Here is a 22,362-nt window from a genome sequence, read left to right on the forward strand (position 1 = left end):
GCGTGTATGCGAAATTTAATCCGTCATGGATGACTTAAAATGAAAGAACCTTCCGTTCCAGAATCCCTCGACCGGATCGACCGCAAGATCCTGCATCTGCTGCAGCGGGACGGCCGCATGACCAACGCCGATCTGGCCGAGGCGGTGAATGTCAGTCCGGCGACCTGCCATCGGCGAACGCAGCGGCTGTTCGAAGATGGCTACATCAAGAGCGTGCGCGCCGAGGTGGCGCCGGAGAAGGTCGAGCGCAGCGCGCTGGTGCTGGTCGGTGTCGTGCTCGACCGCTCGACGCCGGAAAGCTTCCGCACCTTCGAGGCCGCGATCAAGAAGCTGAAATTCGTGCTCGACTGCCACCTGGTCGCCGGCGACTTCGACTTCTTCCTGAAGATTCGCGTCCGCGACATCCACGATTTCAACCGGCTGCACGGCGATCAGCTGATCTCGCTGCCCGGCGTGCGCCAGACCCGCACCTTCTTCGTGATGAAGGAGGTGGTGGACAATGCCCCGTTGGACTTCTGATCGAGGCGATGACAATGCGGGGCGCGGTCATCCGCCGCGCCCTCGCGTTTCGATCGATGCGAAAGCCCTAGCCGACGGGCGTCGCATATTCCTCGTCGGTGACGTGCTCCATCCAGGTGACGTGAACGCCATCGAGCGATTCATGCATCGCCACATGCACCATGCCGGTGCCGGGCGCGGCGCCGTGCCAGTGCTTCTCGCCCGGCGGGATCCACACCACGTCGCCGGCCTTGATCTCGCGGACCGGGCCGCCCTTGGCCTGCACCCGCCCGACGCCCTGAATCACATAGAGCGTCTGGCCGAGCGGATGGGTGTGCCACGCGGTGCGTGCACCCGGCTCGAAGGCGACGCGCGCAGAGGCGACGCGCGCCGGTGCCTGCGGCGTGATGATCGGGTCCTGCCAGACCGTACCCGTAAAGCTTTCGGCCGCAGCGCGGCGCGTCGGGCGCGAGCCCGCGAGATAAACGTCCACCATGTTCTGTCTCCTTTGATTCACCTGCAGTCGCGAAGGCCGGCACAGACGAAGCGCCGGCCTTGCGCCGAAAACGAACTACTTCTTCGACGCCGCGTAGCGCGCCTTGGTTTCCGCATTCATCGGATAAAGGCCGGGCAGCACCGCGCCCTTGTTCACCTCGTCGACGATCCAGGCCTCCATGCGCTCCTGCTCCGGACCCTCGGCCAGCACGTGGTCGAGCATCGCCTGCGGGATCAGCACGGCGCCGTCCTGGTCGGCGACCACGACGTCGTTCGGAAACACCGCGACGCCGCCGCAGCCGATCGGCTCGCCCCAACCGACGAAGGTGAGGCCGGCCACCGAAGGCGGGGCCGCATAACCATCGCACCACACCGGCAGGCCGGTGCCGAGCACGCCTTCGACGTCGCGCACGACGCCGTCGGTGATCAGCGCGCTGACGCCGCGCTTGGCCATGCGCGCGCACAGGATGTCACCGAAGATGCCGGCGTCCTTGGTGCCCATCGCATCGACGACGGCGATGCAGCCCTCAGGCATCGCTTCGATCGCGGCGCGGGTCGAGATCGGCGAGGCCCAGGATTCCGGCGTGGCAAGATCCTCGCGTGCCGGGACGAAACGCAGGGTGAAGGCAGAGCCGACCAGCCGCTTCTGGCCGGGCCGCAGCGGACGCGCGCCGCGCATCCAGACGTTTCGCAATCCCTTCTTGAGCAGGACCGTCGTAATGGTCGCGGTGGTGACGTTGGAAAGGATGGCGATCGCGTCGGGGGTCAGGGACATCTTCGGACTTCGGCTCCAATGGGAGAGATGAAAGGAAGCGCGCATCTTGCGAGGCGCGGCGTCAGCGTCAAGGGCTGCGGCTACGCGTTCAACGGATGGTGTCATGCAGGGAGATTGATAATGCCGATTTATCGCGTGACATCGGATTAATTTATTGAATTGACGGCAGATTTTCTCGCGAGGCCAATTCCGCTCACACCCAAAAGACGCTACAGCAGGATCGATCGAACGTTGATGTTCCAGAGGCCATGGCCGACACGCTTCCACCCCCTCGCCTGCTGCCCAGTGGCGATGCCGCCATCACCGTCGAGTTCAGCCGCACCATCGACGACACGGCCAACCGCAAGGTGCTGGCGCTCGACCGAGCGCTGGCGGCCGCGCCGATTACCGGCATCACGGAGACGGTGCCAACCTATCGCTCGCTGCTGGTGCATTATGATCCCGCCGCTGTCGACTACGACACGCTCGGTGCACAGCTGATGGCCCTCGCGACCGGACCGCTCCCGCTCGACAGCCAGACGCGACGCTGGCGCATTCCGGTCTGCTACGGCGGTGAGAACGGAATCGATCTGGAGGATGTCGCCAAGGCGCTGAAGACCACGCCGGACGACATCGTAGCGCGCCATGCGGCCGGCCGTTACCGTGTCGCGATGATCGGCTTCACCCCGGGCTGGTCTTATCTTTCGGGACTCGACAAGTTCCTGCACATGTCGCGGCGCGAAAGCCCGCGCCTGTTGACGCCCGCAGGCACGATCGCGATCGGCGGCATCCAGACCGGCATCCAGTGCCTCGCGGGTCCCAGCGGCTGGCACCTGCTCGGACGCACGCCGGTCAGGACCTATCAGTTGCATCGCGACCCGACCTTTCTGCTCGAGCCGGGCGACGAGGTGACGTTCTACGCCATCGACACCAAGATGTTCGCCGAGCAGGAGCGCGCCGCCGAGGCCGGCGAAATCATCGCTGAGCGAGTTGCGGCATGAGCACGCTGGTCGTCTCCAGCATCGGTCCGGCCAGTTCGGTCCAGGACGGCGGCCGCTTCGGCGCGCAACGCTATGGCCTCACGCCGTCGGGCGCGATGGACAAGCTGTCGCTGGCCGCCGCGAACGCGCTGGTCGGCAACGCACCGCTGGCGGCCGCGATCGAAATCGGCCCGTTCGGCGCGGCCTTTACCGCCAAGGATGGCGCCGTGCGCGTGAGCCTCGCCGGTGCGCCGCGCCCCGCCGACATCGCCAAGCGGCCGGTCGAGATCAACACGTCGATGACGCTGGCCGAGGGCGAGACCTTGACGCTGGGGTTCGCCCGCGGGGCGTCGTTCAGTTATCTCGCGATCGAAGGCGGCATCACCGGCGAGGCTGTGTTCGGCAGTCTTTCGGTTAATGCCCGCGCCGGGCTCGGCAGTCCCTATCCGCGGCCGTTACACACCGGCGATGTCTTGGACGCCAAGACGCCCAACGGCGCCACCGAGCGCCGGATCGAACTGCCCAAGCCTGTTTCCGGTCCGATCCGCGTCGTGCTCGGGCCGCAGGACGATGAGTTCACCGACGAGATGAAGGCGCTGTTCCTCGACAGCGAATGGAGGATTTCGGCCACCAGCGACCGCATGGGCTATCGTCTCGAAGGTCCGGCGATCCGCCACATGCACGGACATAACATCGTGTCCGACGGCACGGTGGATGGCAGCATCCAGGTGACCGGCAGCGGCGCGCCGATCGTCCTGATGTCGGACCGCGGCACCAGCGGCGGCTATCCCAAGATCGCAACCATCATCACCGCCGATTACGGCCGGCTGGCCCAGACGCCGGCAGGCACCGCCTTCCGCTTCCGCGCCGTGACCATGGCCGAGGCGCAGGCGGCGGCGCGGCAATTCAAGGATTTGCTCCGCAGGCTGCCCGATCACGTCAGCGATATCGCGGATACGACACTGAACTGCGATGCACTGTTCACGGCTAATGTCGCAGGACACGCCGTCAGCGCCACCGACGCCGCGACCTGGCTTGCGGTGAAGCCCGACTAGCCCGAACGAGTCCCTGCTTCGAACATTCAACGAGCGGATATTCCCATGACCAGCACCATCGATCTGAACTGCGATCTCGGCGAAAGCTTCGGCCCCTGGGAAATGGGCAATGACGCCGCCATGATCGAGCTTGCGACTTCGGTCAACGTGGCCTGCGGCTTCCATGCCGGCGACGCCGACATCATGCGCAAGACGGTCGAGATGGCGAAGGCCCGCGGCGTCAGCGTCGGCGCGCATCCCGGCTATCGCGATCTGCACGGCTTCGGCCGCCGTCCCGTGCCGGGCCTGAAATCGTCGGAGATCGAGAACCTGGTCGCCTATCAGATCGGCGCGCTGCAGGCGATCGCGACCGCGGCGGGCTACAAGGTCACGCATGTCAAGGCGCACGGCGCCCTCTCCAACGTCGCCTGCGAGGACGACATGACCGCGAACGCGATCGCCAGCGCGATCAAGGCGGTCGATCCGAACCTGATCTTCGTCGTTCTTGCCAATTCCAAGCTGGTGCAGGCCGGTGAAAAGGCCAACCTGCCGATGGTGCATGAGGTGTTCGCCGACCGCGCCTATGGCGATGACGGCCTCTTGGTGTCGCGGAGCAAGCCAGGCGCGGTGCTGCACGATGCGAAGGTGATTGCGGATCGCGTGGTACGGATGGTGCAGGATGGGGCCGTGGTTTCCGTCACCGGCAAGGTCATCAAGATGCGCACCGACACCGTCTGCATCCACGGCGACACCGCAGGAGCCGTTGAGATCGCCCGCGAGGTGCGCAAAGCCCTGGACGCTGCCGGGATCAAGGTGGCGCCGTTCAAGACGGCGCGGTGATCAGAACGGATGGACCGAGGTGGTGCCGAAAGCGATCGCCGCGATCAGCGCAAAGGCGCTGAAGAACGCCACGATCGGCCACGCCGCGCCGACCCGGTCGAGCGGGCGGGTTTGCATCTGACGCGAGGGCTCTGACGTCCGCATGGCCGGCCTCCTGAGGGTTCCGGCCATGACAAAAGCGCTCTCGCGGCCGGTCGCAAGACAACCGGCAAAATAACGATGATCCCCCTGCCCAAGGTTCCGAGCCTGTGAAAAAATTCTCGCCTGGCTCCCCAAACGGAAATTCCCTTCGCCGCCAGCCCTCAGTAGACGTCGAGCTGGAACCGGCCCTTCTTCTTGAGCTCCGTGACAAAAGCCACAGCCTCATCCGTCGAACGCGCGCCGAACTGGGCGACGATATCGACCAGCGCGCGCTCGACATCCTTGGCCATGCGTTTGGCATCGCCGCAAACGTAAAGATGCGCACCCTCGGCGAGCCAGTTCCAGACCTCGCGGCCGACCTCGCGCATCCGGTCCTGCACGTAGAACTTCTTCTCGCCGTCGCGCGACCAGGCCAGCGACAGCCGCGTCAGCAGCCCGGACGTCTTCATCGCGTTGAGCTCGTCGGCGTAGAAGAAGTCGCAATCCGAGCGCTGGTGGCCGAAGAATAGCCAGTTCTTCCCCGGCGCGCCGGTCGCCTTGCGGTCGAGCAGGAATGCACGGAACGGCGCAATGCCGGTGCCCGGCCCGATCATGATGATCGGCGTCTTCTGGTCTGCCGGCAAAGCGAAGCCATGGGCCTTCTGCACATAGACCTTCAGCTTGTCGCCGGGGGTAATGCGCTCGGCCAGGAAGGTCGAAGCGAGCCCGAGCCGTTTCCGCTTGCCGACGACGTAGCGGACGCAGTCGACGGTGAGCGACAGTTTTCCGGGTGTTGCATTGTGGGAGGATGAAATCGAATAGAGGCGCGGCTGCAACGGCTCGAGGGCTTCGACGAAGGCTTCAGGGTGCGGCCGCACGCCGGAGAACTTCTGCAGTGCTGCCATGACGTCGAGCGTCGCGGCATCGCCGTCCGGATTCTCGCCTTGCGCCAGACGTCGCGCCTTCTCCCGCGTAGCGCCGCCGGTGATGAAGGAAATCAGCTCGAACAGCGTGTCGGGTGCAGGCGCTAACGAGACGTCTTCGAGCAGGCATTGCCGCAACGTCTTGCCCTTCACCTCGGTGGTGTGGGAGGCGCCGAGCAGCGCGATGATCTGATCGACCAGGCCGAGATCGTTCTTGGCGAAGATACCGAAGGAATCGCCGACGACGTAGTCGAGGCCCGCTTCCGACAGATCGAATTCGATGTGCCACGTTTCCTTTTCCGAACCGGGCTTGTTGAGAAGCCGGCGCGATAGGAACGTCGCCTCGATCGGATTGTCACGCGAACGGCCGGCCTCGCTGACGACAACGGAGACAGCAGCCGGAGTGACTTGCTCTTTCGGCCTAGGACCGGCGGCCGCCTGATCCAGCTCCGCGTGGAGCGTCTTCAACATCCGCGCGGTCTCCTTGCCGCCGGGGACGCAGAGATTAAGACGTGCTTCGCTGCGAGAGGCGATCGCCTCGGAATAGTCGCGGCAATTGTAGCCGCACTGGCCGCAATCCTGCTGCGCCATCGCTGCCATCATCCGCCGGCGGAGGGGGCGACCGTCGGCGAGCTTCATGCGCTCGGCGATCGGCAAGGTCTGATCGTGCCATGACTCCTCGCCATCATCGGCCTCGCCCGAGGGAGCCAATAAAGCGACGTTCTGTGCCGGTGACAGCGGTACGGAGCCGTCGAGCCCAAGGGCACCGGCGAGAAAGCCGTTCAACCAGGCGCGCTGCGCATCCGAGAACGGCGCGCTAGAGGGGATGATCTCGATCTTGGAGGGAGGGGTGATCTGGTTCATGCGGACACCTCAGCTTCGGCGAGCTTGCGCAGGCTCTCGCCGTCATGCCGGCGGGCAAAGGCAAGAAAGGTTTCGTCGGGAGAGACGCGGTGGGTGATATAGGCCTTCAGCAACTTTTCGACCGTGCGCGGCGCATCATCAGCCTTGATGTCGCGATAGACCTCCTGACCAATCTCGGCCTGTGGCCCGAAGCCTCCTCCGGCAAACAGATGATAGCCCTCCACGGTCTCGTCGCTCTCGCCGAGCGGGACCTTGGCTGCGATCAGGCCGATGTCGCTGATGTAGTGCTGGGCACAGGAGTGATGGCAACCGGTCAGATGGATGTTGAGCGGCGTGTCGATCGCCACCCGGCTCTCGCACCAGTCGCCGATTTCCGCGGCATGGCGCTTAGTGTTGGAGGCGGCGAATTTGCAGCCGGCATTGCCGGTGCAGGCGATCAGGCCGGCGCGGATCTGCGACGCCTTCACGGAGAGCCCGATCTGCTCGATCGCAGCGCTTGCCAGCGCAATGTTCTCGTCGCGCACGCCCGAAATCAACAGGTTTTGCCAGACGGTGAGCCGGAGTTCGCCGTCGCCAAGATCCTGGGCGATCTTGGCGAGCCCACGCATTTGCGCGCAGGTGAGCTTGCCGACCGGCAGGACCACGCCGATCCAGTTCAGCCCTTCCTGCTTCTGCTTGTGCACGCCGATATGGGCCATGCGATCGGCTTCGGGGCGTCGCAGCAGCGCCTCTTCCGGCACGCGCGCGAATTTGCGGCCGAGTTTCTGCTCGACGGCCTCCATGAACTTGTCGACACCCATACCGTCGAGCACATATTTGAGCCGCGCCTTCAGTCGATTGGTGCGATCGCCGGTCTCGATGAAAACACGGACGATGGCATCGGCCACTGCAGTCGTCTCCTCCGGCTTGACGACGATGCCGGTGGACCTGGCGAAATCCTTGTGGCCAGTGATGCCGCCAATGCCGAGCTTGAACCAAATTCCGGCCTCGGCACCGAATCCATCCTCCACTTCGACTGCAGAAAAGGCGATGTCGTTGGTATCTTCGAGCGCCGCGATCTTGCCTGCACCGTCGAACGCGACATTGAACTTGCGCGGCAGGCCGTAGAGCGAGCGATCATTGAGGATGTGATAGTGCCACTCGCGCGCGTAAGGGCGCGTGTCCAGGAGCTCGTGCGGGTCGATGCCGGCCGTCGGCGTGCCGGTCACGTTACGGATGTTGTCGGCCCCTGAGCCCCGTGAGCACAGGCCGAGCTCCTGGATGCCCTCGAGCAACGCCACCGCATGCTTGGGCAGAATCTCGCGCAGCTGCAGATTGGCGCGGGTCGTGACGTGGCTATACGGTCCGCAGAGCTGCTCGGCGAGATCGGCAAGCCCGGACAATTGCCAGTGTTTCATGATCCCGTTCGGGATGCGCAGCCGGCACATGTAGGAATCCTGCGCCGGCGCGACATGGAAAAGTCCGTAGTAGCGCCAGCGGAAATTATCGGCCGCTGACGGCGCGGCGTTGTTGCGTGCCTGCTCCTTGAGCCGCTCATAAGCGTCGAACGGATGCAGCTCGCGCTTGAACCTCTCCTGGTCAGCGAGCTTTCTGCCGGCAGCGATCACCCCGTCCTGCGCCTTGAGATGGATGGCGTCAGGTCCGCTCGGCTCGGCGGACGCGGCACTGCCGCCGAGCGCGCGTCCAGCCTGGCTGACCTTGAGGCCTGCAGCCAGCCCTTCCAGATAGCGCTTCTGTTCGTCGGTGAAGTCGACTGAAAGCGTCTCGATTTTCATGGTCTGCGACGAAGCTCCAGCTGCCACATCAGGTGGCATCAAAGGATTTGGGGAACTGACCCCGCCTCGATCGACTCGACACGGGCCGAGTAGATCCTGGCTTGGTCCGACCAGCTTCGTTGCTGCGGAAATCCAACACGGATTGCTGTCAGCGGCATCTGCGGCGGCTGACTGCAATGCAGCATTCAAATTGCGTGCCAGCGCCAAATGTAAAAAAGGGCGTGATAAATCAATCGCCTGATGGAATCACTTCATGCCGATTGCTACGGTCGGCTCACTGCAATTGGGCAATGAGCCCAAAAATTAGCCTGATACCGGCTAGTGCCTCGTTTCCGTGCGGCCGCTCGCTCAAGCCGTCCAGCGGCCGATCTTGAACGCCTTCAGGTGACCCGGAACATCGTCAGCGGCAAAGGGCGGCCCGGCAAAGGCGCCGATGGGAGCTGCCTCGGCTGCGGCTGGCGCGCCGAGTGCGTGGTCGTAAATGTCGGGCCTGAAGACCGCCATCGCAGTTTTCAACGCATCCGGGCTCAATGGGGTTTGTCCCCACCGCACCATCTGCGCATAGAGCCAAGCGGCCTGCACCGGATCGGGGCGTCCCGCGCCCTCCCGTCCGACCAGGAGATAGCGCGCGTGTTCGCGCAAGACACCATCGGGCGCGATCTTCAATCGCCCATCGAGGGTGCGCTGGACGACGTCTGCGCCGACCCCGATCCTTTCCGGTTGCGACAGGATATGCGCGGCCTCGGCATGATTGTGCTCGATGAAATCCGCCGCACGCGAGCAGGCACGAATGAGAGCGGCGACCGTGTCCGGATTCTTCTCTGCCCAGCTCTGCCTCAGCGCCAACACCTTCTCGACGGCCCGCACCAGGATGTCGGAGACGAAATGCAGGATGTAGCCGATGCCGAGGTCGACCGCGATCGAATTCCAGGGCGCACCGACGCAGAAGCCGTCGACGTGCCCGCTCTTGATGCTGTCGACCATGTAGGGCGGCGGCAGGACAACCAGCCGCACGTCCTCGTCCGGATCGACGCCGCCGGCGGCCATCCAGAAGCGGAGCTGGTAGTTGTGGGTCGAGAACGGGAAGGTCATCCCGAAGGTCAGGGGTTCCGCGCCCTTCTTACGGCGCTTGGCAACGACTCGTGCGAGCGCGAGCGCGGTCGCCATCGGATCGAAGCGATCGCCATCGAGATGAGCCATCAGATCGGCATGCAGCGCCGGTGTGACCGTAATCGCGTTGCCGTTGACCCCGAGATTGAAGGGCGCTGATATCGGAACCTTGACATGGCCGATGCCTAGGCTGGACGCGATCGCAACGGGCGCCAGCAAATGCGCCGCGTCGAACAGGCCGATATTGAGCTTGTCGCGAACGTTCGACCAGGAGACCTCGCGGATCAGGGTGACCTCGAGCCCCTCGGCCGCCGTAAAACCCTTGTCGACGGCCACGATCAGCGCGGCAGCGTCGACCAGGGGAATGAAACCGATCCGAAGGGGCGCGCTCATTTCAGCATCTCCGATGCGGTCAGGATCGACTGGGCGATCTCGCCGATCTTCTTCTTCTCGCGCATCGCGGTGGAGCGCAAAAGGACGTAGGCCTCTTCCTCGGTGAAGCCCTTCATCTTCATCAGGATTCCCTTGGCGCGGTCGATCACCTTGCGGTCTTCGAGGGCGGATTTGGTCCGCTCCAGCTCGTCCTGCAGCTTGGCGAAGGCGTTGAAGCGGGAGATGCAGAGGTCGAGGATCGGCTTGATCCGCTCCTTCTTCAGGCCATCGACGATATAGGCCGACACGCCGGCCTCGACCGAGGCCTGGATCGAGGCCGCATCGCTCTGATCGACGAACATCGCGATCGGCCGCCGCACCGCGCGGCTGACCTGGAACATCTGTTCGAGCACATCGCGGCTGGGATTTTCCAGGTCGATCACGATGACATCCGGATCGAGCGCGTAGATCCGCGCCAGCAACCCCTGCATCTCGCTGATATGGACCACGCCGGTGAAGCCGGCCTCGCGCAGCCCCTCTTCCAGGATCGCGGCGCGGATTGGGCTCTCATCGACAATGACGATTTTAGGCGATTGCTCGGCGGTCATCGCTGGACGGGTCTCCGGGCTGTCATCCATATCATGGTCTGGGGCGGCTTAAAGTCTTGTCTTTATGGGCAATTGGGACTAGCTGACCGATATCAATCAGGCAGTTTCAGGATGCAGCAGGCCGCAGCGCCCAAGATCAGCTTTGTCTCGCTCGGATGCCCCAAGGCTTTGGTGGATTCCGAGCGCATCATCACTCGGCTGCGCGCCGAGGGTTATGAACTCGCCCGCAAGCATGACGGCGCCGATGTCGTCATCGTCAATACCTGCGGATTTCTCGACAGCGCCAAGCAGGAATCGCTGTCGGCCATTGGCGCCGCGATGGCCGAGAACGGCAAGGTGATCGTCACCGGCTGCATGGGCGCGGAGCCCGAGGCCATCGAACAGGCGTATCCGAGCGTGTTGTCGATCACCGGGCCGCAGCAATATGAGAGCGTGCTCGAAGCCGTGCACCGGGCGCTACCGCCGGTGCACAATCCGCACATCGACCTGGTGCCGCCTCAGGGCATCAAGCTGACCCCGCGGCACTACGCCTATTTGAAGATATCGGAAGGCTGCAACAACCGTTGCAGCTTCTGCATCATTCCGAAGCTCCGCGGCGACCTGGTGTCGCGCCCCGCCGCCGACGTGCTGCGTGAAGCCGAGCGACTCGTCGACGCTGGCGTCAGGGAGCTTCTGGTCATCTCCCAGGATACCTCCGCCTACGGGCTCGACCTGAAATATGCCGAGAGCCAGTGGAAGGATCGCGCGGTGCGCGCCAAGTTCATTGATTTGGCCAGGGAGCTTGGCGAACTCGGTGCTTGGGTGCGCCTGCATTACGTCTACCCCTACCCTCACGTCGACGAGGTTATCGGGCTGATGGCCGAAGGAAAGGTGTTACCGTACCTCGACATTCCGTTCCAGCACGCCAGCCCGAACGTCCTGAAGGCGATGCGCCGGCCTGCCGCGCAGGATCAGACGCTGGACCGCATCAAGGCCTGGCGGGAGCAATGTCCGGATCTCACCCTGCGCTCGACCTTCATCGTCGGCTTCCCCGGCGAGACCGATGCCGATTTCAATTATCTGCTCGACTGGTTGGATGAGGCCGAGATCGACCGGCTGGGTTGCTTCAAATACGAGCCGGTGGCGGGCGCCACCTCGAACGCGCTGCCCGGTCAGATCCCAGATGAAATCAAGCAAGAGCGCTGGGACGCGTTGATGGCTCGTCAGCAGAAGATCTCCGCGCGCAAGCTCAAGCGCAAGGTCGGCACGCGGCAGCAGGTCATCATCGACGAGGTCGGCCCGACCGTGGCCAAGGGCCGCTCCAAGGCGGATGCGCCGGAGATCGACGGCGCCGTCTATCTGTCGAGCCGCCGGCCTCTTCGGGTCGGCGAGATCGTTACGGCGAAGATCGAGCGCGCGGACGAATATGACCTGCACGGCACCGTGGCCGGCTTCTGAGGCAATCTGCGTTCGCCTCAGGGCTTCTTGGGCGGGGTGTCCAATCGCACCGTCCAGAGCTTCAACAGCCGGTGCGCTTCCTCTGCAGTGAGCGCGTTGTATTTGGCCCTGAGCTTGTCGAGTTCGTCAGGGTGGGTGGCGCCCGACATGAAGCGACTATCAAGGACCGCGTGAACTGTTTCCCAGCGTAGGCCTGCCGCCTTGCATGGGATCAGAATGCCGTCGCTGCGCAGACTTTGCATCAAGGGCCGCACCACCTCGATGCTCGACTTCGACAGTTCGGCGAGGGCAGCGATGGTCTCCTCGTAGCGACGCTGGATGGCAAACTCGTGCAGGGTGCTATCGCTGAGACTGCCTTCCTTCATCAGCCGCGCCGTGGTCAGTTTGGCGCCGACGAAGTCGCGACTGCGCGACATGTCCCTGGCTGTACCAGCCAAGGCAGCGGCGATCGCAGCGCGAATTTCCTCATAAAGATGGGGCGGTGCTGACGACAACAGGCGCGCCCTCACCGCCTCCGTCGCCCCCCGCAAGAGCTTCAGACGCAGGTCCGGCGGCAGATCGGTACGAATGCCGGTGATGACAGCCAAATCCGGGTCTCCGACGGCCTGCCCGATGATGGCCACGAAACCGGCCGCCGATATTCGCGCGCCCGGATTCTTCATCAGCCGATGGCTGACGCTCGGGTAGCGCCGGGCCAGCAGCGCATCGGACACGACCTCCTGCAGCCACCAGCGGCCCGCAATGGCCAGCAGGTGCTTTTCGCCTTTTGTCTCTGCGAGTTCGGTCAGATCGGAAGCGGTCAGTCGCGGCGATTCGGACAGCACGGGTCCGGCGACGGCGATGTCCTCGCTATGAGCCAGCCGGCGGATGATCGATACCGGAGCCTGGGATACCGGCGCCAACTGCGCGCTCAGTTCAGCGAGAGCGATGCGCGCACTCGCATCGGCCAGCGCCCGCAATTCGATCGTGTTGACGAGCCGCTCGAAGATATCGGCAAACAGCGCGTGTTGCTCGAGATCGAAAGTGCCGGCGGAGGCCGCGAACAGCGAGCCAACCCGTCCGGCCATTGCGCAGCAGCGATCGGCGGAGCCTGCAGCTATCGCCGCCTCCACTTCGTCAGCGATCGTCCGGCTCGCGTCGACATCGCCCATTCCGAGCGCCTGTATCTCCGATGTTCCGGATCAAGGTAGATGTCTTTACCTAAATGTTTCGTAAAATTGCCCTCAACCCGGCCGCGAGCGGCTCGCTTTCCGCCATTGCCGCTGGCGCCAACCGGAACATACCTTGACACCGTCAGCGCTCCGACTGTATGGCTCCGGCATGATCACCATTCGGACCAGCCGCCGCGCCGCCGCTTGCCGTCGTCACCGCCGTGACGACGCCGGGGCGCGCCATGTCCGAGCACGACGCTGATCAGCTAACAGCACATCAGCTTCAGGTTTCGAGAAGGCCGCTCCCACAAAGGAGCGGCCTTCTCGCTTTTCAGCCCCCCCCAAATTCTCATCCCAACCCAGGAGTGTCCGCGATGCTGACTGCCCAATCCCCCTACGACGCGCTGATGGAGATCACCGCGCGTCCGAAGATCGTATTCGTCCAGGGCAAAGGCTCGCGTCTTTGGGACGACAGCGGCAAACGCTATCTCGATTTCATCCAGGGCTGGGCCGTCAACGCGTTGGGCCATGCCCCGCCGGCGGTGGCCAAGGCCCTGGCGGACCAGGCGACGCGGCTGATCACGCCGAGCCCTGCCTATTTCAACGACACCAGCCTCAAGCTTGCGAAGGCGCTGGTCGAGCAATCCTGCTTCGACCAGGTGTTCTTCGCCAATTCAGGCGCAGAGGCCAATGAAGGCGCCATCAAGCTGGCGCGTAAATATGGAACGCGCCACAGAAACGGCGCCTATGAGATCATCACCTTTGCCGGCGGCTTCCACGGCCGGACGCTTGCAACCATGTCGGCGTCCGGCAAGAAGGCATTCGAGCCGCTGTTCGAACCCAAGGTGTCTGGTTTTCCAAAGGCTCGCCTGAATGACATTGCATCCGTCGAAGCGCTGATTTCGGACCGGACCATCGCGATCATGCTCGAGCCGATCCAGGGCGAAGCCGGCGTGTGGCCGGCCACCGATCAGTTCCTGCGTGAGCTGCGTGCCTTGACCACGCAGCACGGCTTGCTCCTGATCGTCGACGAGATCCAGACCGGCATGGGACGAACCGGCAAACTGTTCGCCTATGAGCATGCCGAGATCACGCCCGACATCATGACGCTCGGCAAGGGAATCGGCGGCGGCGTGCCGCTGGCCGCCCTGCTCGCGACCGAGCAGACCTCCTGCTTCGAGCATGGCGACCAGGGCGGCACGTTCAACGGCAATCCGTTGATGTGCGCGGCAGGGCTCGCGGTGATGGAAGAGATCGGTAGTCCCGGCTTCATGAAGTCCGCGGCCGAGACCGGCCTGCATCTCGAGGCCGAACTGCAGCGGCTCTCGGCGCGGCATGGGCTCGGCGAGGTGCGTGGCCGCGGTCTTCTGCTGGCGCTTGATCTGAAACTCCCGATAGCGAGCGCCATCGCGAGCCAGGCGTTTGAAGCCGGCCTGCTGCTCAATGCGCCGCAGCCGGACACGCTGCGCTTCATGCCGGCGCTGAACGTCACGCGGGAGGAGATCGCGGAGATGATCGCAACGCTCGACGCGATCCTGACCAAAGCCGGCGCCGCCCGGCTCGTCGCGTAGCCTTCCTCACGTCAAACGCAAGCAGGCTCACGTCGAACGACGCGAGCCTGTGCGGTTTGATTTATGTCAAAGACAGCGGCGGTCGTTCGCGTGGATGGTTTACGCGCCGAACACCTGCGGATGGCTGACCATCGTTATATCAGTTTGACTATAACGATTGCACGGAAAATGTCCAGCCTGCCGAGGAAAGCGGCACTTGCCGGGAGCAAGCGGAAGATCAACGGGCCGACAACGAGGTCGGCCGGAACAGGAGATAAGATGGCAAGAGACAATCTGGCGCGGGTTTCGCCCGTCGGCGAGGCCGTTGCGCCGAACCCGGTGAATGAGGAGGTGCTGATCCACGTCCGCTTCTTCCCCAGCTCTGAAATCAATTCGATCGGTGAGAAGCCTGCTCATTTGACCGCGAATGCGTGGTACGAACTCCTGCTCGAGAAAGCCCGCCCGCATTACCAGACCTTCGCCGGCGGTCGCGGCTTTTTCCGCATTCCCCGTCCCCGCTTCGAGGCGATCCTGAAGGACACCGCCGCCTGATCCGATTGATCTTGCCGAGGCGGTGAGCGTCCCTACCGCCGAAGCTGTCGACCGCGACGTGCCGGGCGCCGCGGTCGACGAGCCAATACGCATCGTCAACCATGCGCCGGAGAGCGCCCGTGAGTGATGCCGCATTTGCCCGGCTGCAGGTCGCCTTCGACTCGATCCTGGCCCCATTGTCCGGCTCAAGCAGCCTCGTCGAGGCGCTGGTCAACCGGGCGTTCGACCTGTTCGAAGCCAATATCGGCACACAGACGGCGCATCTGCCGCCGCTCGCGTGCTGCAAAGGTTGTCCATCCTGCTGCGCACTCCGGGTGACCGCGACAGCGGCAGAAATCTTCCTGATCGCGCGCTATGTCCGCCAGATTGACGACAGCCCGTCGGGTTCGGCCGTCGGTTTGTCGCGTCGGATCACGCACGCCAACCGGGCGACGCAAGGCTTGAGCGAAGCCGAGCGCATGGCGCGGCGCCAGCCCTGTCCGTTCCTCGTCCGCGGCGCCTGCATCATCCACCCCGTTCGGCCGTTGGCCTGTCGAGGGCACGCCTCGTTCGATCGGCGCGCTTGTGCGCAGGCCATGGCCGGACGGGACGTCGATGTTCCGGTCTCGGCGCCACACCTCGCGCTGCGCGGTCTCATTCAGGATGCGCTCAGGTCCGCGTTGAGCCGCGCTGGGTTGGTCGCGGGCCTCTATGAGCTGAACCACGGGCTGGTCCTCGCGCTCGGCGACAGGACGCGCGAGCGGGACTGGACGCTCGGATTGGACAGCCTTGAACCCGCGGGGATCGCGATGGTGGCGACAGCGTGACTGGCCTCTGCCCGAGTGGCCCAGCAGGCGAACCGCAAGAGCAGACCGTATCCGTCAGGGCTTCAGGATCGAGGCGCCCGTGGTGGCGCGGCTTTCGAGATCGGCATGCGCCTTCGCGGCATCCTTCAGCGCATAGGCGTGATTGATCTGGACATGCAGCTTGCCGCTGATCACCGCCGCGAACAGCGTATCGGCGCCTTCGAGCAGCTCGGCGCGCTTGCCGATATAATCGTTGAGCTTCGGCCGCGTCGCAAACAGCGAGCCGTGGTTGTTGAGCTCGGCGATGGAAAACGGCGGCACCGGGCCTGAGGCATTGCCGAAGCTGACGAACAGTCCGCGTGGCTTCAGGCAGGACAGCGAGCCGGGAAAGGTGTCCTTGCCGACGCCGTCATAGACCACGTCGCAGAGTTCGTTGCGGGTGACCTGTTTGACGCGCGCGACGAAATCCTCCTCGTTGTAGAGGATCACATGGTCGCAGCCATTGGCGAGTGCGAGCTCGGCCTTCGCCCTCGATCCGACCGTGCCGATCACATGTGCGCCGAGCGCTCGCGCCCATTGGCAGGCGAGCAGGCCGATGCCGCCGGCCGCCGCATGGATCAGCACGCGGTGATGCGGTTCAACCTTGAAGGTCTTGTGCAGGAGATACCAGACCGTGAGGCCCTTGAGCATCAGCACCGCGCCCTGCTCGTAGGTGATGTGATCCGGCAGCTTGACGAGGCGCTCCCAGGGAATGTTGCGCTCGGTCGCGTAAGCGCCGAGGTTGTGGTAGTAGGCAACGCGATCGCCGGGATGAAAATGGGTGACGCCCGGTCCGACCGCGGTCACCTCACCGGCGGCCTCGTTGCCGATGACGAAGGGCAGCCCGGGCGCCTTGTAGAGGCCGGTGCGATAATAGACGTCGATGAAGTTGAGGCCGACCGCGTGCTGCCGGATGCGTACTTCGCCGACGGCCGGTGCGCCGATCTCGACGGGCTCGTAGACGAGGGCGTCCGGGCCACCCACCTTGTGTACGCGCACCGCCTTGACCATTGCGTCTGCTCCTCCGGGCATTTGCGGCCGCGTGTTCTGGGGCTGGCCGAACAGATTGTGACAAATATCTGATTCTCTTAGAATATCAGGATCAGCCGATATCCCCGTGCAAAGCCCAAGGACGGGGTCGCGGCTGCCTGCTCGCAAGCCAAGGCGATCACGGCCCCCTTGTCAACCGCGGCTCAGACGTTGCGCTTCCTGCGGTTACGGCCTGCCAGCACGTTGAAGAACTCGACCGCGACGGCAAAGACGATCGCGAAGTAGATATACCCGCGCGGGATGTGGAACTTGAAGCCATCTGCCACCAGGGCGACGCCGATCAGCACCAGGAAGGCGAGCGCCAGCATTTTGGTGGTTGGGTGCGCCGCGACGAAGCGCGCCACCGGTCCCGACGAGAGATACATGATGACCATGGCGATCATGACCGCCGCGATCATGATCTCGAGCTCCTGGGCCATGCCGATCGCGGTGATGATCGAGTCCAGCGAGAAGATGAGATCGATGACGATGATCTGCAGGACGACCAACAGGAATCCCCTGCTGCTGCCGCTCTTCTGCTCGGCCTCATCCTGCGCTTCCACCTCCGCATGGATCTCATGCGTCGCCTTGGCGATCAGGAACAGGCCGCCGCCGATCAGGATCAGGTCGCGCCAAGAGAACTGCTCGGATAAGCCGAGACCGCGCACCGAGAACACCGGCTCGGTCAAGCCGATCAGCCAGACCAGCATGCTGAGCAGCAGGATGCGAAAGATCAGTGCGAGCGCGAGACCGATCTGCCGCGCCAGCCTCGCCTGCGGCCGCGGAATGCGCGCAACGATCACCGACAGGAAGATGACATTGTCGATGCCAAGGACGATTTCGAGCGCGGTGAGCGTGAGCAGCGCGGCCCATGCCTCGGGGCTGGTCAGAAGTTCAATCATGCTTTCAGGGATCTCAGGAGACGGATCGCGGAATCGCTCGCCACGACATAAATGCCAATGACACAAAGGAGCGCTACGACCGGCAGGCCGACATCGAAGTCGCGCGCCAACACATCGATCGCGAGCACTCCCCAGACCACCATCAGCGCCAGCGTCAGCCAGCGCAGCCGAACCACGCGGACAGGGTGGATGACGTGGAACGGCACAAAGGTCAGCACGATGAGTGCCGCCACAGCCAGGCTCGCCAGGGCCGCCGGCGGATGCAGCAGGAAGAGATAGAAGGCTGCGATATTCCAAAGGCCGGGGAAGCCCCGAAAATGGTTGTCGTCGCTCTTCATCCGCCGATCGGCAAAGTAGAGCGCACCGGTAACGGCAACCCCGACCCCGAGCAGCGGCGCGGCGAGCGGCAGCAGCAAACCGCTCGCTGTGATCGCATAGGCCGGCACGAACACATAAGTGACGAAATCGACCACGAGATCGAGCACGTCACCGGACCAGTATGGCTGCACTGTCATGACGTCCAATCGGCGCGCCATCGGACCATCGAGACCGTCGATGACGAGAGCCACACCCAGCCACCAGAACATTGCCGTCCAATGTTCGCGGACGGCCTCGAGCATGGCGAGCAGCGCCACGCCAGCACCGAGCGCAGTGAAGACGTGAACTGAAAATGCCGCCGCCCGGTGCGCCGGCGTTGCCAATGCGTCGCCCTCTGGTTTCAACTGATCCATGACCACGGCAGTGCTAGCAGGAATCGGAACGAATTGCACATCGGCCGCTGCGCCCTATCGCCGCGTATTTACTACATAGACCGTCATGCTTAGGTAGGCTTGAAAAAGTCCGCGAGAAGGTCGATGTTCCCAACATGACTGATACACCCGCCTCTTTCGATGTCGTCGTGGTCGGTGGCGGTCCCGCGGGACTCGCGGCCGCCATCGCACTTGCGCAAAGCGGCGCCGCGACCGCTCTGGTCGCCCGGCGTGCCCCATACGCCGACAACCGCACCACTGCCCTGCTCGGCGGCTCGGTCGACTTTCTCGATGAGCTCGGGGTCTGGCAACTCTGCAAGGACCGGGCTGCGGGATTGAAGGCGATGCGGCTCGTGGATGACACCGGCCGCCTGATCCGCGCTCCCGAAGTCCGCTTCGTCGCGGACGAAATCGGGCTCGACGTCTTCGGCTACAACGTCGCCAACAGCGTGCTCGTCGAGGCGCTCGAGCAGCGCGCCGCGGAGTTGCCCAGCCTGGTCCGGATCGACCAGGAGGCCGAACGCGTGTTCCCGCAAGAGGACGAGGTACAGGTCACAACCCCGTCGGGCCTGGTCATATCCGCCCCGCTCGTCGTCGGTGCCGATGGACGGCACTCGATGTGCCGTGATGCGGCCGGCATCGGTGTCTCCACGCGGGTGCTGAACCAGGCCGCGCTGACTTTCAACATCAGCCACGCGCGGCCGCATCACAACGTGTCCACCGAGTTCCACACGCCTCACGGACCGTGCGTGTTCGTACCGCTTCCCGGTGACCGCTGCAGTGTCGTCTGGGTCGCCGCGCCGAAAGAGGCCGATCGGCTGTTCGCGCTCGACGACGACGCCTTGTCGGCCGCAGCCGAACGGCAGTCGCACGCCATCTTCGGCCGCGTCCAGGTCGAGCCCGGCCGCTATCTCTTCCCGCTCGCGATCGAGCGCCCCCATCATTATGCCCGCAGGCGCATTGCGCTCGTCGGCGAGTCCGCCCATGTGGTGCCGCCGATCGGCGCGCAAGGCCTCAATCTGGGTCTGCGCGATGCGACGGACATTGCGGCCATCGTGAGCAAGGCCAGAGCCGCAGGAGAGGATCCCGGTGCAGCCTCGGTCCTTACGCGCTACGGCGCGGCGCGGCGCGCCGATATCTTGAGCCGCACCTTCGTGATCGATGTCGCCAATCGCTCTCTGCTCAGCGATTTCGTGCCGATGCAGTCGCTGCGCGCGTTCGGCATGCATCTGATCGGCTCGATCGGCCCGCTGCGTCGGCTTGCGATGCGCGAGGGGCTGGCGCCCTCATGGCGGCCAAACGCGATCGGCCCCCATCGTCGCGCGAGTTAGTCTTAGCTGCGCCAGACCGTCTCACGGAAAGACGAGCCGGCCGCTTTGGATCAGCCACATCACGCTGGTCAGCGTGACGACGGACGCGAATGTACCGATCAGCACCGTAACCGAGGCCGGCTCGACCCAGGTCTCATTCTGACGCGCGATCACGAACACATTGAGCGCCGGCGGCAACGAGGCCATCAACACAGCGGTCGCCGCCCAGGGCTGGGCGAACGGACCGAATGCGAGCATCAGGCCGAACGAGAGCAGCGGGTGGATCAGCAGCTTCACCGTGATCACGGCAGGCACCTCCCACGGCACGCGCTTGAAGGACCGGAGCGCCACAGTGACCCCAAGCACGAACAAGGCGCTGGGGGCTGCTGCGTTCTGCAGGAACTGCAAGGTGCGATCGAGCGCAACCGGAGGCTGGAAATGCATCGCGGCGGCGACCGCGCCGGCGCAGGTCGACATGATCAGCGGGTTGAGGAGGATCTGACGCAGCACGACACGCAATGCGTGTAGCAGCGAGGGGTGATCGCGGTCCGTCAGCTCGATCAGCAGCGGCACGATCGAGAACAGGAAGATGCTGTCGCAGCAGAAGATCAGCGCGGTCGGCGCGGCGGCCTGGCTGCCGAGCACTGCGAGGGCCAGGCCCGGTCCCATGTAGCCGATATTGCCATAACCACCGGCAAGCCCCGCCATGGTCGCCTCACGCAACGACAGCCGCCCCGCGACACGCCCGACCACCAGCGCGAACGCGAACGCCAGCATGGTCGACAGCGTGGTGGCGACCAGAAATGGCGGGTTGTTCAATTCCGCGAACGGCGTGCGCGCCATGATCCCGAACAGCAGCGCCGGCAGCGACACGTAGAGGAGGAAGAAATTCATCCAGGCGAGCCCGGCATCGGGCAGCCGTTTCAATTTACCGCAGGCGAAGCCGATGAAGACGACGCCGAAATACGGCAGCGCCAGGTTCAGGATATCGATCATGAAAGCGTCGGGATGAGTATTTGCGCGGCGGGACTCGACTCCCCTTCTTAGATTAAATCGGTCCCGGGGGCACTAGCGTCAGCCGCAATCCTGGTCTATTCGGAAAGGATGATCAAAGCGCGAACTGCCAAGTTCCAGATCGGCCAGATCGTCCGGCACCGGATTTTCTCGTTTCGGGGCGTGATCTTCGACATTGATCCGGAATTCAACAACACCGAGGAGTGGTGGCTGTCGATCCCTGAAGAGGTGCGCCCTCACAAGGATCAGCCGTTTTATCATCTGCTGGCGGAGAACGCGGACTCCGAATATGTCGCCTATGTGTCGGAGCAGAACCTGCTGCCCGACAACTCCGGCGAGCCGATCCGCCATTCCCAGCTTTCGGACCTCTTCATCAAGGACAAGTCAGGCGGCTATCGTCCGCGTAATTCGTCCTTGAACTGAATCGGCCACCCGCGACCTGCGCGGGCCACCAGTCCAAACTAACAAAGAACCCACAAAAAAGGCGCCCTTCCGAGCGCCTTTTTTGCTTCTCCGACAGTCCGACGCCACCACTGCGGTGGCGTGGCAGGTGCGGAACGAACGTCAGGTCCGCTCCGCTTGCCTCATTTCGCGGCTGTGGGCGGTGCGGCTTCAAGCTTCTTGCGAGCTTCCTCAGCGCGCTTCTGCAGCTCTTCCTGCAGCTTCTTCTGGTTCTCTTCGAACTGTTTCGGGTCGGTTGGCGGGCCGTCATAGGCCTTGGCGAAGCTGCTTCCCGTATCCTTCTCCTGCAGCGGCAGCGGCAAGGTCAGCGCAGCGCCGTTGGAGTTGATCGCCTGGACGTACAGATTCTGGCCCTTCTTCATGCTGGCGATGAACTCGGGCGTCGCCTCATAGTCGGACATGCAGCCGTTCTGGAAGCAGATCACGTAGGGGTTCTGCATCGGCGGGTTGTTGTCGACGACGATCCGGGTCCCCGGCTGAAGCTGCATGCCAAGCGGCAGGGTGACGCGCAGGATCTTCTTCGGCTCACCTTCCGGCTCGATGATGACGGCGGCGACCACGGGCTGGCCGGACTCGATACGGCCGTCCTTGCCGATGAAGCAAACCTGCTTGGCGTTCGCGTCCTGCCCCTTGAGACAGAATTTGGTCCAGGGCGCATAGATCAGCTGGATCTGCTGGTCGGGCGTCGGCTGCTGGCCCGGAGCCTGGGCCGGCGCACCAGCAGCGGGTGGCGCGCCAGGCGCCTGCGCAGCCGGTGCTCTAGGCGCGGCCGGGCCCTTCCCCTTCGCGCCAGGGGCCTGGGCTTGCGCGGCAGAGGAAACAGCCAGCGCGGTTGCCGCCAGCAAGGCGACGAGCCGCCCACGCGGCCCAACCGACGAGGCCAAGTCACGGAAATTCATTGCGGAAAACCCTTTCTGAACGGCAGCGCCCGAGACCGCCAAAGACGCCACACCAAGCCGTTTCGCGCGGCTGTCTCCTCAGGAATTGAGGCGGTTAAGTGACAGGCGTT

At 64.1% G+C, this 22,362-nt stretch carries 23 protein-coding genes; 10 read left to right on the top strand and 13 right to left on the bottom strand.

Going from position 1 to position 22,362, the window contains the following annotated elements:
* Positions 1-39 precede the first annotated feature (39 nt).
* Complete coding sequence (locus tag QX071_RS18225; RefSeq protein ID WP_315704010.1) at positions 40-519, top strand: Lrp/AsnC family transcriptional regulator; 480 nt, start codon at positions 40-42, stop codon at positions 517-519.
* Positions 520-586: 67 nt separating this feature from the next.
* Here the strand turns inward: QX071_RS18225 and QX071_RS18230 are convergent, their stop codons facing one another.
* Both QX071_RS18230 and QX071_RS18235 read right to left on the bottom strand, forming a co-directional pair.
* Complete coding sequence (locus QX071_RS18230) at positions 587-994, bottom strand: cupin domain-containing protein (RefSeq protein ID WP_315704011.1); 408 nt, start codon at positions 992-994, stop codon at positions 587-589.
* A gap of 75 nt (positions 995-1,069) precedes the next feature.
* Positions 1,070-1,768, bottom strand: a complete 699-nt coding sequence (locus tag QX071_RS18235) for a ribonuclease activity regulator RraA (protein ID WP_315704012.1) — start codon at positions 1,766-1,768, stop codon at positions 1,070-1,072.
* 248 nt (positions 1,769-2,016) lie between these two features.
* Between QX071_RS18235 and pxpB the strand changes: the two genes are divergently transcribed.
* Genes pxpB through QX071_RS18250 form a run of 3 tightly spaced genes read left to right on the top strand, consistent with a single transcriptional unit; the run spans position 2,017 to position 4,601 of the window.
* Positions 2,017-2,748 carry a 5-oxoprolinase subunit PxpB gene (pxpB, locus tag QX071_RS18240; RefSeq protein WP_315704013.1) on the top strand — a complete coding sequence of 244 codons (732 nt, stop codon included), beginning with the start codon at positions 2,017-2,019 and terminating at the stop codon, positions 2,746-2,748.
* The gene (locus tag QX071_RS18245; protein ID WP_315704014.1) at positions 2,745-3,782 is read left to right on the top strand and encodes a biotin-dependent carboxyltransferase family protein; all 1,038 of its coding nucleotides are present in this window, start codon (positions 2,745-2,747) and stop codon (positions 3,780-3,782) included. Before pxpB ends, QX071_RS18245 begins: the two co-directional genes overlap by 4 nt.
* A 45-nt stretch (positions 3,783-3,827) precedes the next feature.
* A complete protein-coding gene (locus tag QX071_RS18250; RefSeq protein ID WP_315704015.1) occupies positions 3,828-4,601 on the top strand; it encodes a 5-oxoprolinase subunit PxpA in 774 nt (257 codons plus the stop codon).
* On the opposite strand, the gene QX071_RS18255 is transcribed toward QX071_RS18250, so the two are convergent.
* The 5 genes from QX071_RS18255 to QX071_RS18275 all read right to left on the bottom strand — a co-directional run bounded on the left by QX071_RS18255 (position 4,602) and on the right by QX071_RS18275 (position 10,373).
* Positions 4,602-4,745 (bottom strand): hypothetical protein, encoded by a 144-nt coding sequence (locus QX071_RS18255; protein ID WP_315704016.1) that lies wholly within the window; start codon positions 4,743-4,745, stop codon positions 4,602-4,604.
* A 158-nt stretch (positions 4,746-4,903) separates the two neighbouring features.
* Positions 4,904-6,508: a sulfite reductase subunit alpha gene (locus QX071_RS18260; protein WP_315704017.1), complete on the bottom strand. Its 1,605-nt coding sequence runs from the start codon at positions 6,506-6,508 to the stop codon at positions 4,904-4,906.
* A complete protein-coding gene (locus QX071_RS18265) occupies positions 6,505-8,283 on the bottom strand; it encodes a NirA family protein (protein WP_315704018.1) in 1,779 nt (592 codons plus the stop codon). The genes QX071_RS18260 and QX071_RS18265 overlap by 4 nt, the downstream gene beginning before the upstream one ends.
* Positions 8,284-8,631: 348 nt before the next feature.
* Positions 8,632-9,786, bottom strand: coding sequence for a CmpA/NrtA family ABC transporter substrate-binding protein (locus tag QX071_RS18270; protein WP_315704019.1), 1,155 nt, complete (start codon positions 9,784-9,786; stop codon positions 8,632-8,634).
* Entirely contained in the window at positions 9,783-10,373 is a 591-nt protein-coding gene (locus tag QX071_RS18275; RefSeq protein ID WP_315704020.1) for an ANTAR domain-containing response regulator, read from the bottom strand. Before QX071_RS18275 ends, QX071_RS18270 begins: the two co-directional genes overlap by 4 nt.
* Before the next feature lie 111 nt (positions 10,374-10,484).
* Between QX071_RS18275 and rimO the strand changes: the two genes are divergently transcribed.
* Positions 10,485-11,810 carry a 30S ribosomal protein S12 methylthiotransferase RimO gene (gene rimO, locus QX071_RS18280; protein WP_315704021.1) on the top strand — a complete coding sequence of 442 codons (1,326 nt, stop codon included), beginning with the start codon at positions 10,485-10,487 and terminating at the stop codon, positions 11,808-11,810.
* A 17-nt stretch (positions 11,811-11,827) separates the two neighbouring features.
* On the opposite strand, the gene QX071_RS18285 is transcribed toward rimO, so the two are convergent.
* Entirely contained in the window at positions 11,828-12,961 is a 1,134-nt protein-coding gene (locus tag QX071_RS18285) for a DUF2336 domain-containing protein (protein WP_315704022.1), read from the bottom strand.
* A gap of 374 nt (positions 12,962-13,335) precedes the next feature.
* Here QX071_RS18285 and QX071_RS18290 point away from each other — a divergent pair, with 374 nt between their 5' ends.
* The 3 genes from QX071_RS18290 (at position 13,336) to QX071_RS18300 (ending at position 15,869) form a co-directional block, all read left to right on the top strand.
* Positions 13,336-14,532: an acetylornithine transaminase gene (locus tag QX071_RS18290; RefSeq protein ID WP_315704023.1), complete on the top strand. Its 1,197-nt coding sequence runs from the start codon at positions 13,336-13,338 to the stop codon at positions 14,530-14,532.
* Positions 14,533-14,595: 63 nt separating this feature from the next.
* Positions 14,596-15,063 (top strand): hypothetical protein, encoded by a 468-nt coding sequence (locus QX071_RS18295; protein ID WP_315704024.1) that lies wholly within the window; start codon positions 14,596-14,598, stop codon positions 15,061-15,063.
* 119 nt (positions 15,064-15,182) lie between these two features.
* Positions 15,183-15,869, top strand: coding sequence for a YkgJ family cysteine cluster protein (locus QX071_RS18300; RefSeq protein ID WP_315704025.1), 687 nt, complete (start codon positions 15,183-15,185; stop codon positions 15,867-15,869).
* Between the two features lie 54 nt (positions 15,870-15,923).
* Here QX071_RS18300 and QX071_RS18305 read toward each other — a convergent pair whose 3' ends face one another.
* The 3 genes from QX071_RS18305 to pcsA all read right to left on the bottom strand — a co-directional run bounded on the left by QX071_RS18305 (position 15,924) and on the right by pcsA (position 18,549).
* Positions 15,924-16,898, bottom strand: coding sequence for a quinone oxidoreductase (locus QX071_RS18305; protein WP_315704026.1), 975 nt, complete (start codon positions 16,896-16,898; stop codon positions 15,924-15,926).
* A 182-nt stretch (positions 16,899-17,080) separates the two neighbouring features.
* Positions 17,081-17,818: a TerC family protein gene (locus tag QX071_RS18310; protein WP_315704027.1), complete on the bottom strand. Its 738-nt coding sequence runs from the start codon at positions 17,816-17,818 to the stop codon at positions 17,081-17,083.
* Complete coding sequence (pcsA, locus tag QX071_RS18315; RefSeq protein WP_315704028.1) at positions 17,815-18,549, bottom strand: phosphatidylcholine synthase; 735 nt, start codon at positions 18,547-18,549, stop codon at positions 17,815-17,817. Before pcsA ends, QX071_RS18310 begins: the two co-directional genes overlap by 4 nt.
* A 134-nt stretch (positions 18,550-18,683) precedes the next feature.
* On the opposite strand from pcsA, the gene QX071_RS18320 reads away from it, so the two are divergent.
* A complete protein-coding gene (locus QX071_RS18320; RefSeq protein ID WP_315704029.1) occupies positions 18,684-19,898 on the top strand; it encodes a UbiH/UbiF family hydroxylase in 1,215 nt (404 codons plus the stop codon).
* Positions 19,899-19,919: 21 nt separating this feature from the next.
* Here the strand turns inward: QX071_RS18320 and QX071_RS18325 are convergent, their stop codons facing one another.
* Positions 19,920-20,873 (bottom strand): AEC family transporter, encoded by a 954-nt coding sequence (locus QX071_RS18325; protein WP_315704030.1) that lies wholly within the window; start codon positions 20,871-20,873, stop codon positions 19,920-19,922.
* Positions 20,874-20,981: 108 nt separating this feature from the next.
* On the opposite strand from QX071_RS18325, the gene hspQ reads away from it, so the two are divergent.
* Entirely contained in the window at positions 20,982-21,314 is a 333-nt protein-coding gene (gene hspQ, locus QX071_RS18330) for a heat shock protein HspQ (protein WP_315704031.1), read from the top strand.
* 161 nt (positions 21,315-21,475) lie between these two features.
* On the opposite strand, the gene QX071_RS18335 is transcribed toward hspQ, so the two are convergent.
* A complete protein-coding gene (locus QX071_RS18335) occupies positions 21,476-22,252 on the bottom strand; it encodes an invasion associated locus B family protein (protein ID WP_315704032.1) in 777 nt (258 codons plus the stop codon).
* Positions 22,253-22,362 lie beyond the last annotated feature (110 nt).

The organism is Bradyrhizobium sp. SZCCHNS1022 (genome assembly GCF_032484835.1).
In the GTDB taxonomy this organism is placed as follows: domain Bacteria; phylum Pseudomonadota; class Alphaproteobacteria; order Rhizobiales; family Xanthobacteraceae; genus Bradyrhizobium.

What these genes read in the sequence shown, in the direction of transcription:
- QX071_RS18225 (WP_315704010.1), top strand. Translation starts at nt 40, where the DNA reads ATGAAAGAACCTTCCGTTCCAGAATCCCTCGACCGGATCGACCGCAAG.
- QX071_RS18230 (WP_315704011.1), bottom strand. Translation starts at nt 994, where the DNA reads ATGGTGGACGTTTATCTCGCGGGCTCGCGCCCGACGCGCCGCGCTGCG.
- QX071_RS18235 (WP_315704012.1), bottom strand. Translation starts at nt 1,768, where the DNA reads ATGTCCCTGACCCCCGACGCGATCGCCATCCTTTCCAACGTCACCACC.
- pxpB (WP_315704013.1), top strand. Translation starts at nt 2,017, where the DNA reads ATGGCCGACACGCTTCCACCCCCTCGCCTGCTGCCCAGTGGCGATGCC.
- QX071_RS18245 (WP_315704014.1), top strand. Translation starts at nt 2,745, where the DNA reads ATGAGCACGCTGGTCGTCTCCAGCATCGGTCCGGCCAGTTCGGTCCAG.
- QX071_RS18250 (WP_315704015.1), top strand. Translation starts at nt 3,828, where the DNA reads ATGACCAGCACCATCGATCTGAACTGCGATCTCGGCGAAAGCTTCGGC.
- QX071_RS18255 (WP_315704016.1), bottom strand. Translation starts at nt 4,745, where the DNA reads ATGCGGACGTCAGAGCCCTCGCGTCAGATGCAAACCCGCCCGCTCGAC.
- QX071_RS18260 (WP_315704017.1), bottom strand. Translation starts at nt 6,508, where the DNA reads ATGAACCAGATCACCCCTCCCTCCAAGATCGAGATCATCCCCTCTAGC.
- QX071_RS18265 (WP_315704018.1), bottom strand. Translation starts at nt 8,283, where the DNA reads ATGAAAATCGAGACGCTTTCAGTCGACTTCACCGACGAACAGAAGCGC.
- QX071_RS18270 (WP_315704019.1), bottom strand. Translation starts at nt 9,786, where the DNA reads ATGAGCGCGCCCCTTCGGATCGGTTTCATTCCCCTGGTCGACGCTGCC.
- QX071_RS18275 (WP_315704020.1), bottom strand. Translation starts at nt 10,373, where the DNA reads ATGACCGCCGAGCAATCGCCTAAAATCGTCATTGTCGATGAGAGCCCA.
- rimO (WP_315704021.1), top strand. Translation starts at nt 10,485, where the DNA reads ATGCAGCAGGCCGCAGCGCCCAAGATCAGCTTTGTCTCGCTCGGATGC.
- QX071_RS18285 (WP_315704022.1), bottom strand. Translation starts at nt 12,961, where the DNA reads ATGGGCGATGTCGACGCGAGCCGGACGATCGCTGACGAAGTGGAGGCG.
- QX071_RS18290 (WP_315704023.1), top strand. Translation starts at nt 13,336, where the DNA reads ATGCTGACTGCCCAATCCCCCTACGACGCGCTGATGGAGATCACCGCG.
- QX071_RS18295 (WP_315704024.1), top strand. Translation starts at nt 14,596, where the DNA reads ATGTCAAAGACAGCGGCGGTCGTTCGCGTGGATGGTTTACGCGCCGAA.
- QX071_RS18305 (WP_315704026.1), bottom strand. Translation starts at nt 16,898, where the DNA reads ATGGTCAAGGCGGTGCGCGTACACAAGGTGGGTGGCCCGGACGCCCTC.
- QX071_RS18310 (WP_315704027.1), bottom strand. Translation starts at nt 17,818, where the DNA reads ATGATTGAACTTCTGACCAGCCCCGAGGCATGGGCCGCGCTGCTCACG.
- pcsA (WP_315704028.1), bottom strand. Translation starts at nt 18,549, where the DNA reads ATGGATCAGTTGAAACCAGAGGGCGACGCATTGGCAACGCCGGCGCAC.
- QX071_RS18320 (WP_315704029.1), top strand. Translation starts at nt 18,684, where the DNA reads ATGACTGATACACCCGCCTCTTTCGATGTCGTCGTGGTCGGTGGCGGT.
- QX071_RS18325 (WP_315704030.1), bottom strand. Translation starts at nt 20,873, where the DNA reads ATGATCGATATCCTGAACCTGGCGCTGCCGTATTTCGGCGTCGTCTTC.
- hspQ (WP_315704031.1), top strand. Translation starts at nt 20,982, where the DNA reads ATGATCAAAGCGCGAACTGCCAAGTTCCAGATCGGCCAGATCGTCCGG.
- QX071_RS18335 (WP_315704032.1), bottom strand. Translation starts at nt 22,252, where the DNA reads ATGAATTTCCGTGACTTGGCCTCGTCGGTTGGGCCGCGTGGGCGGCTC.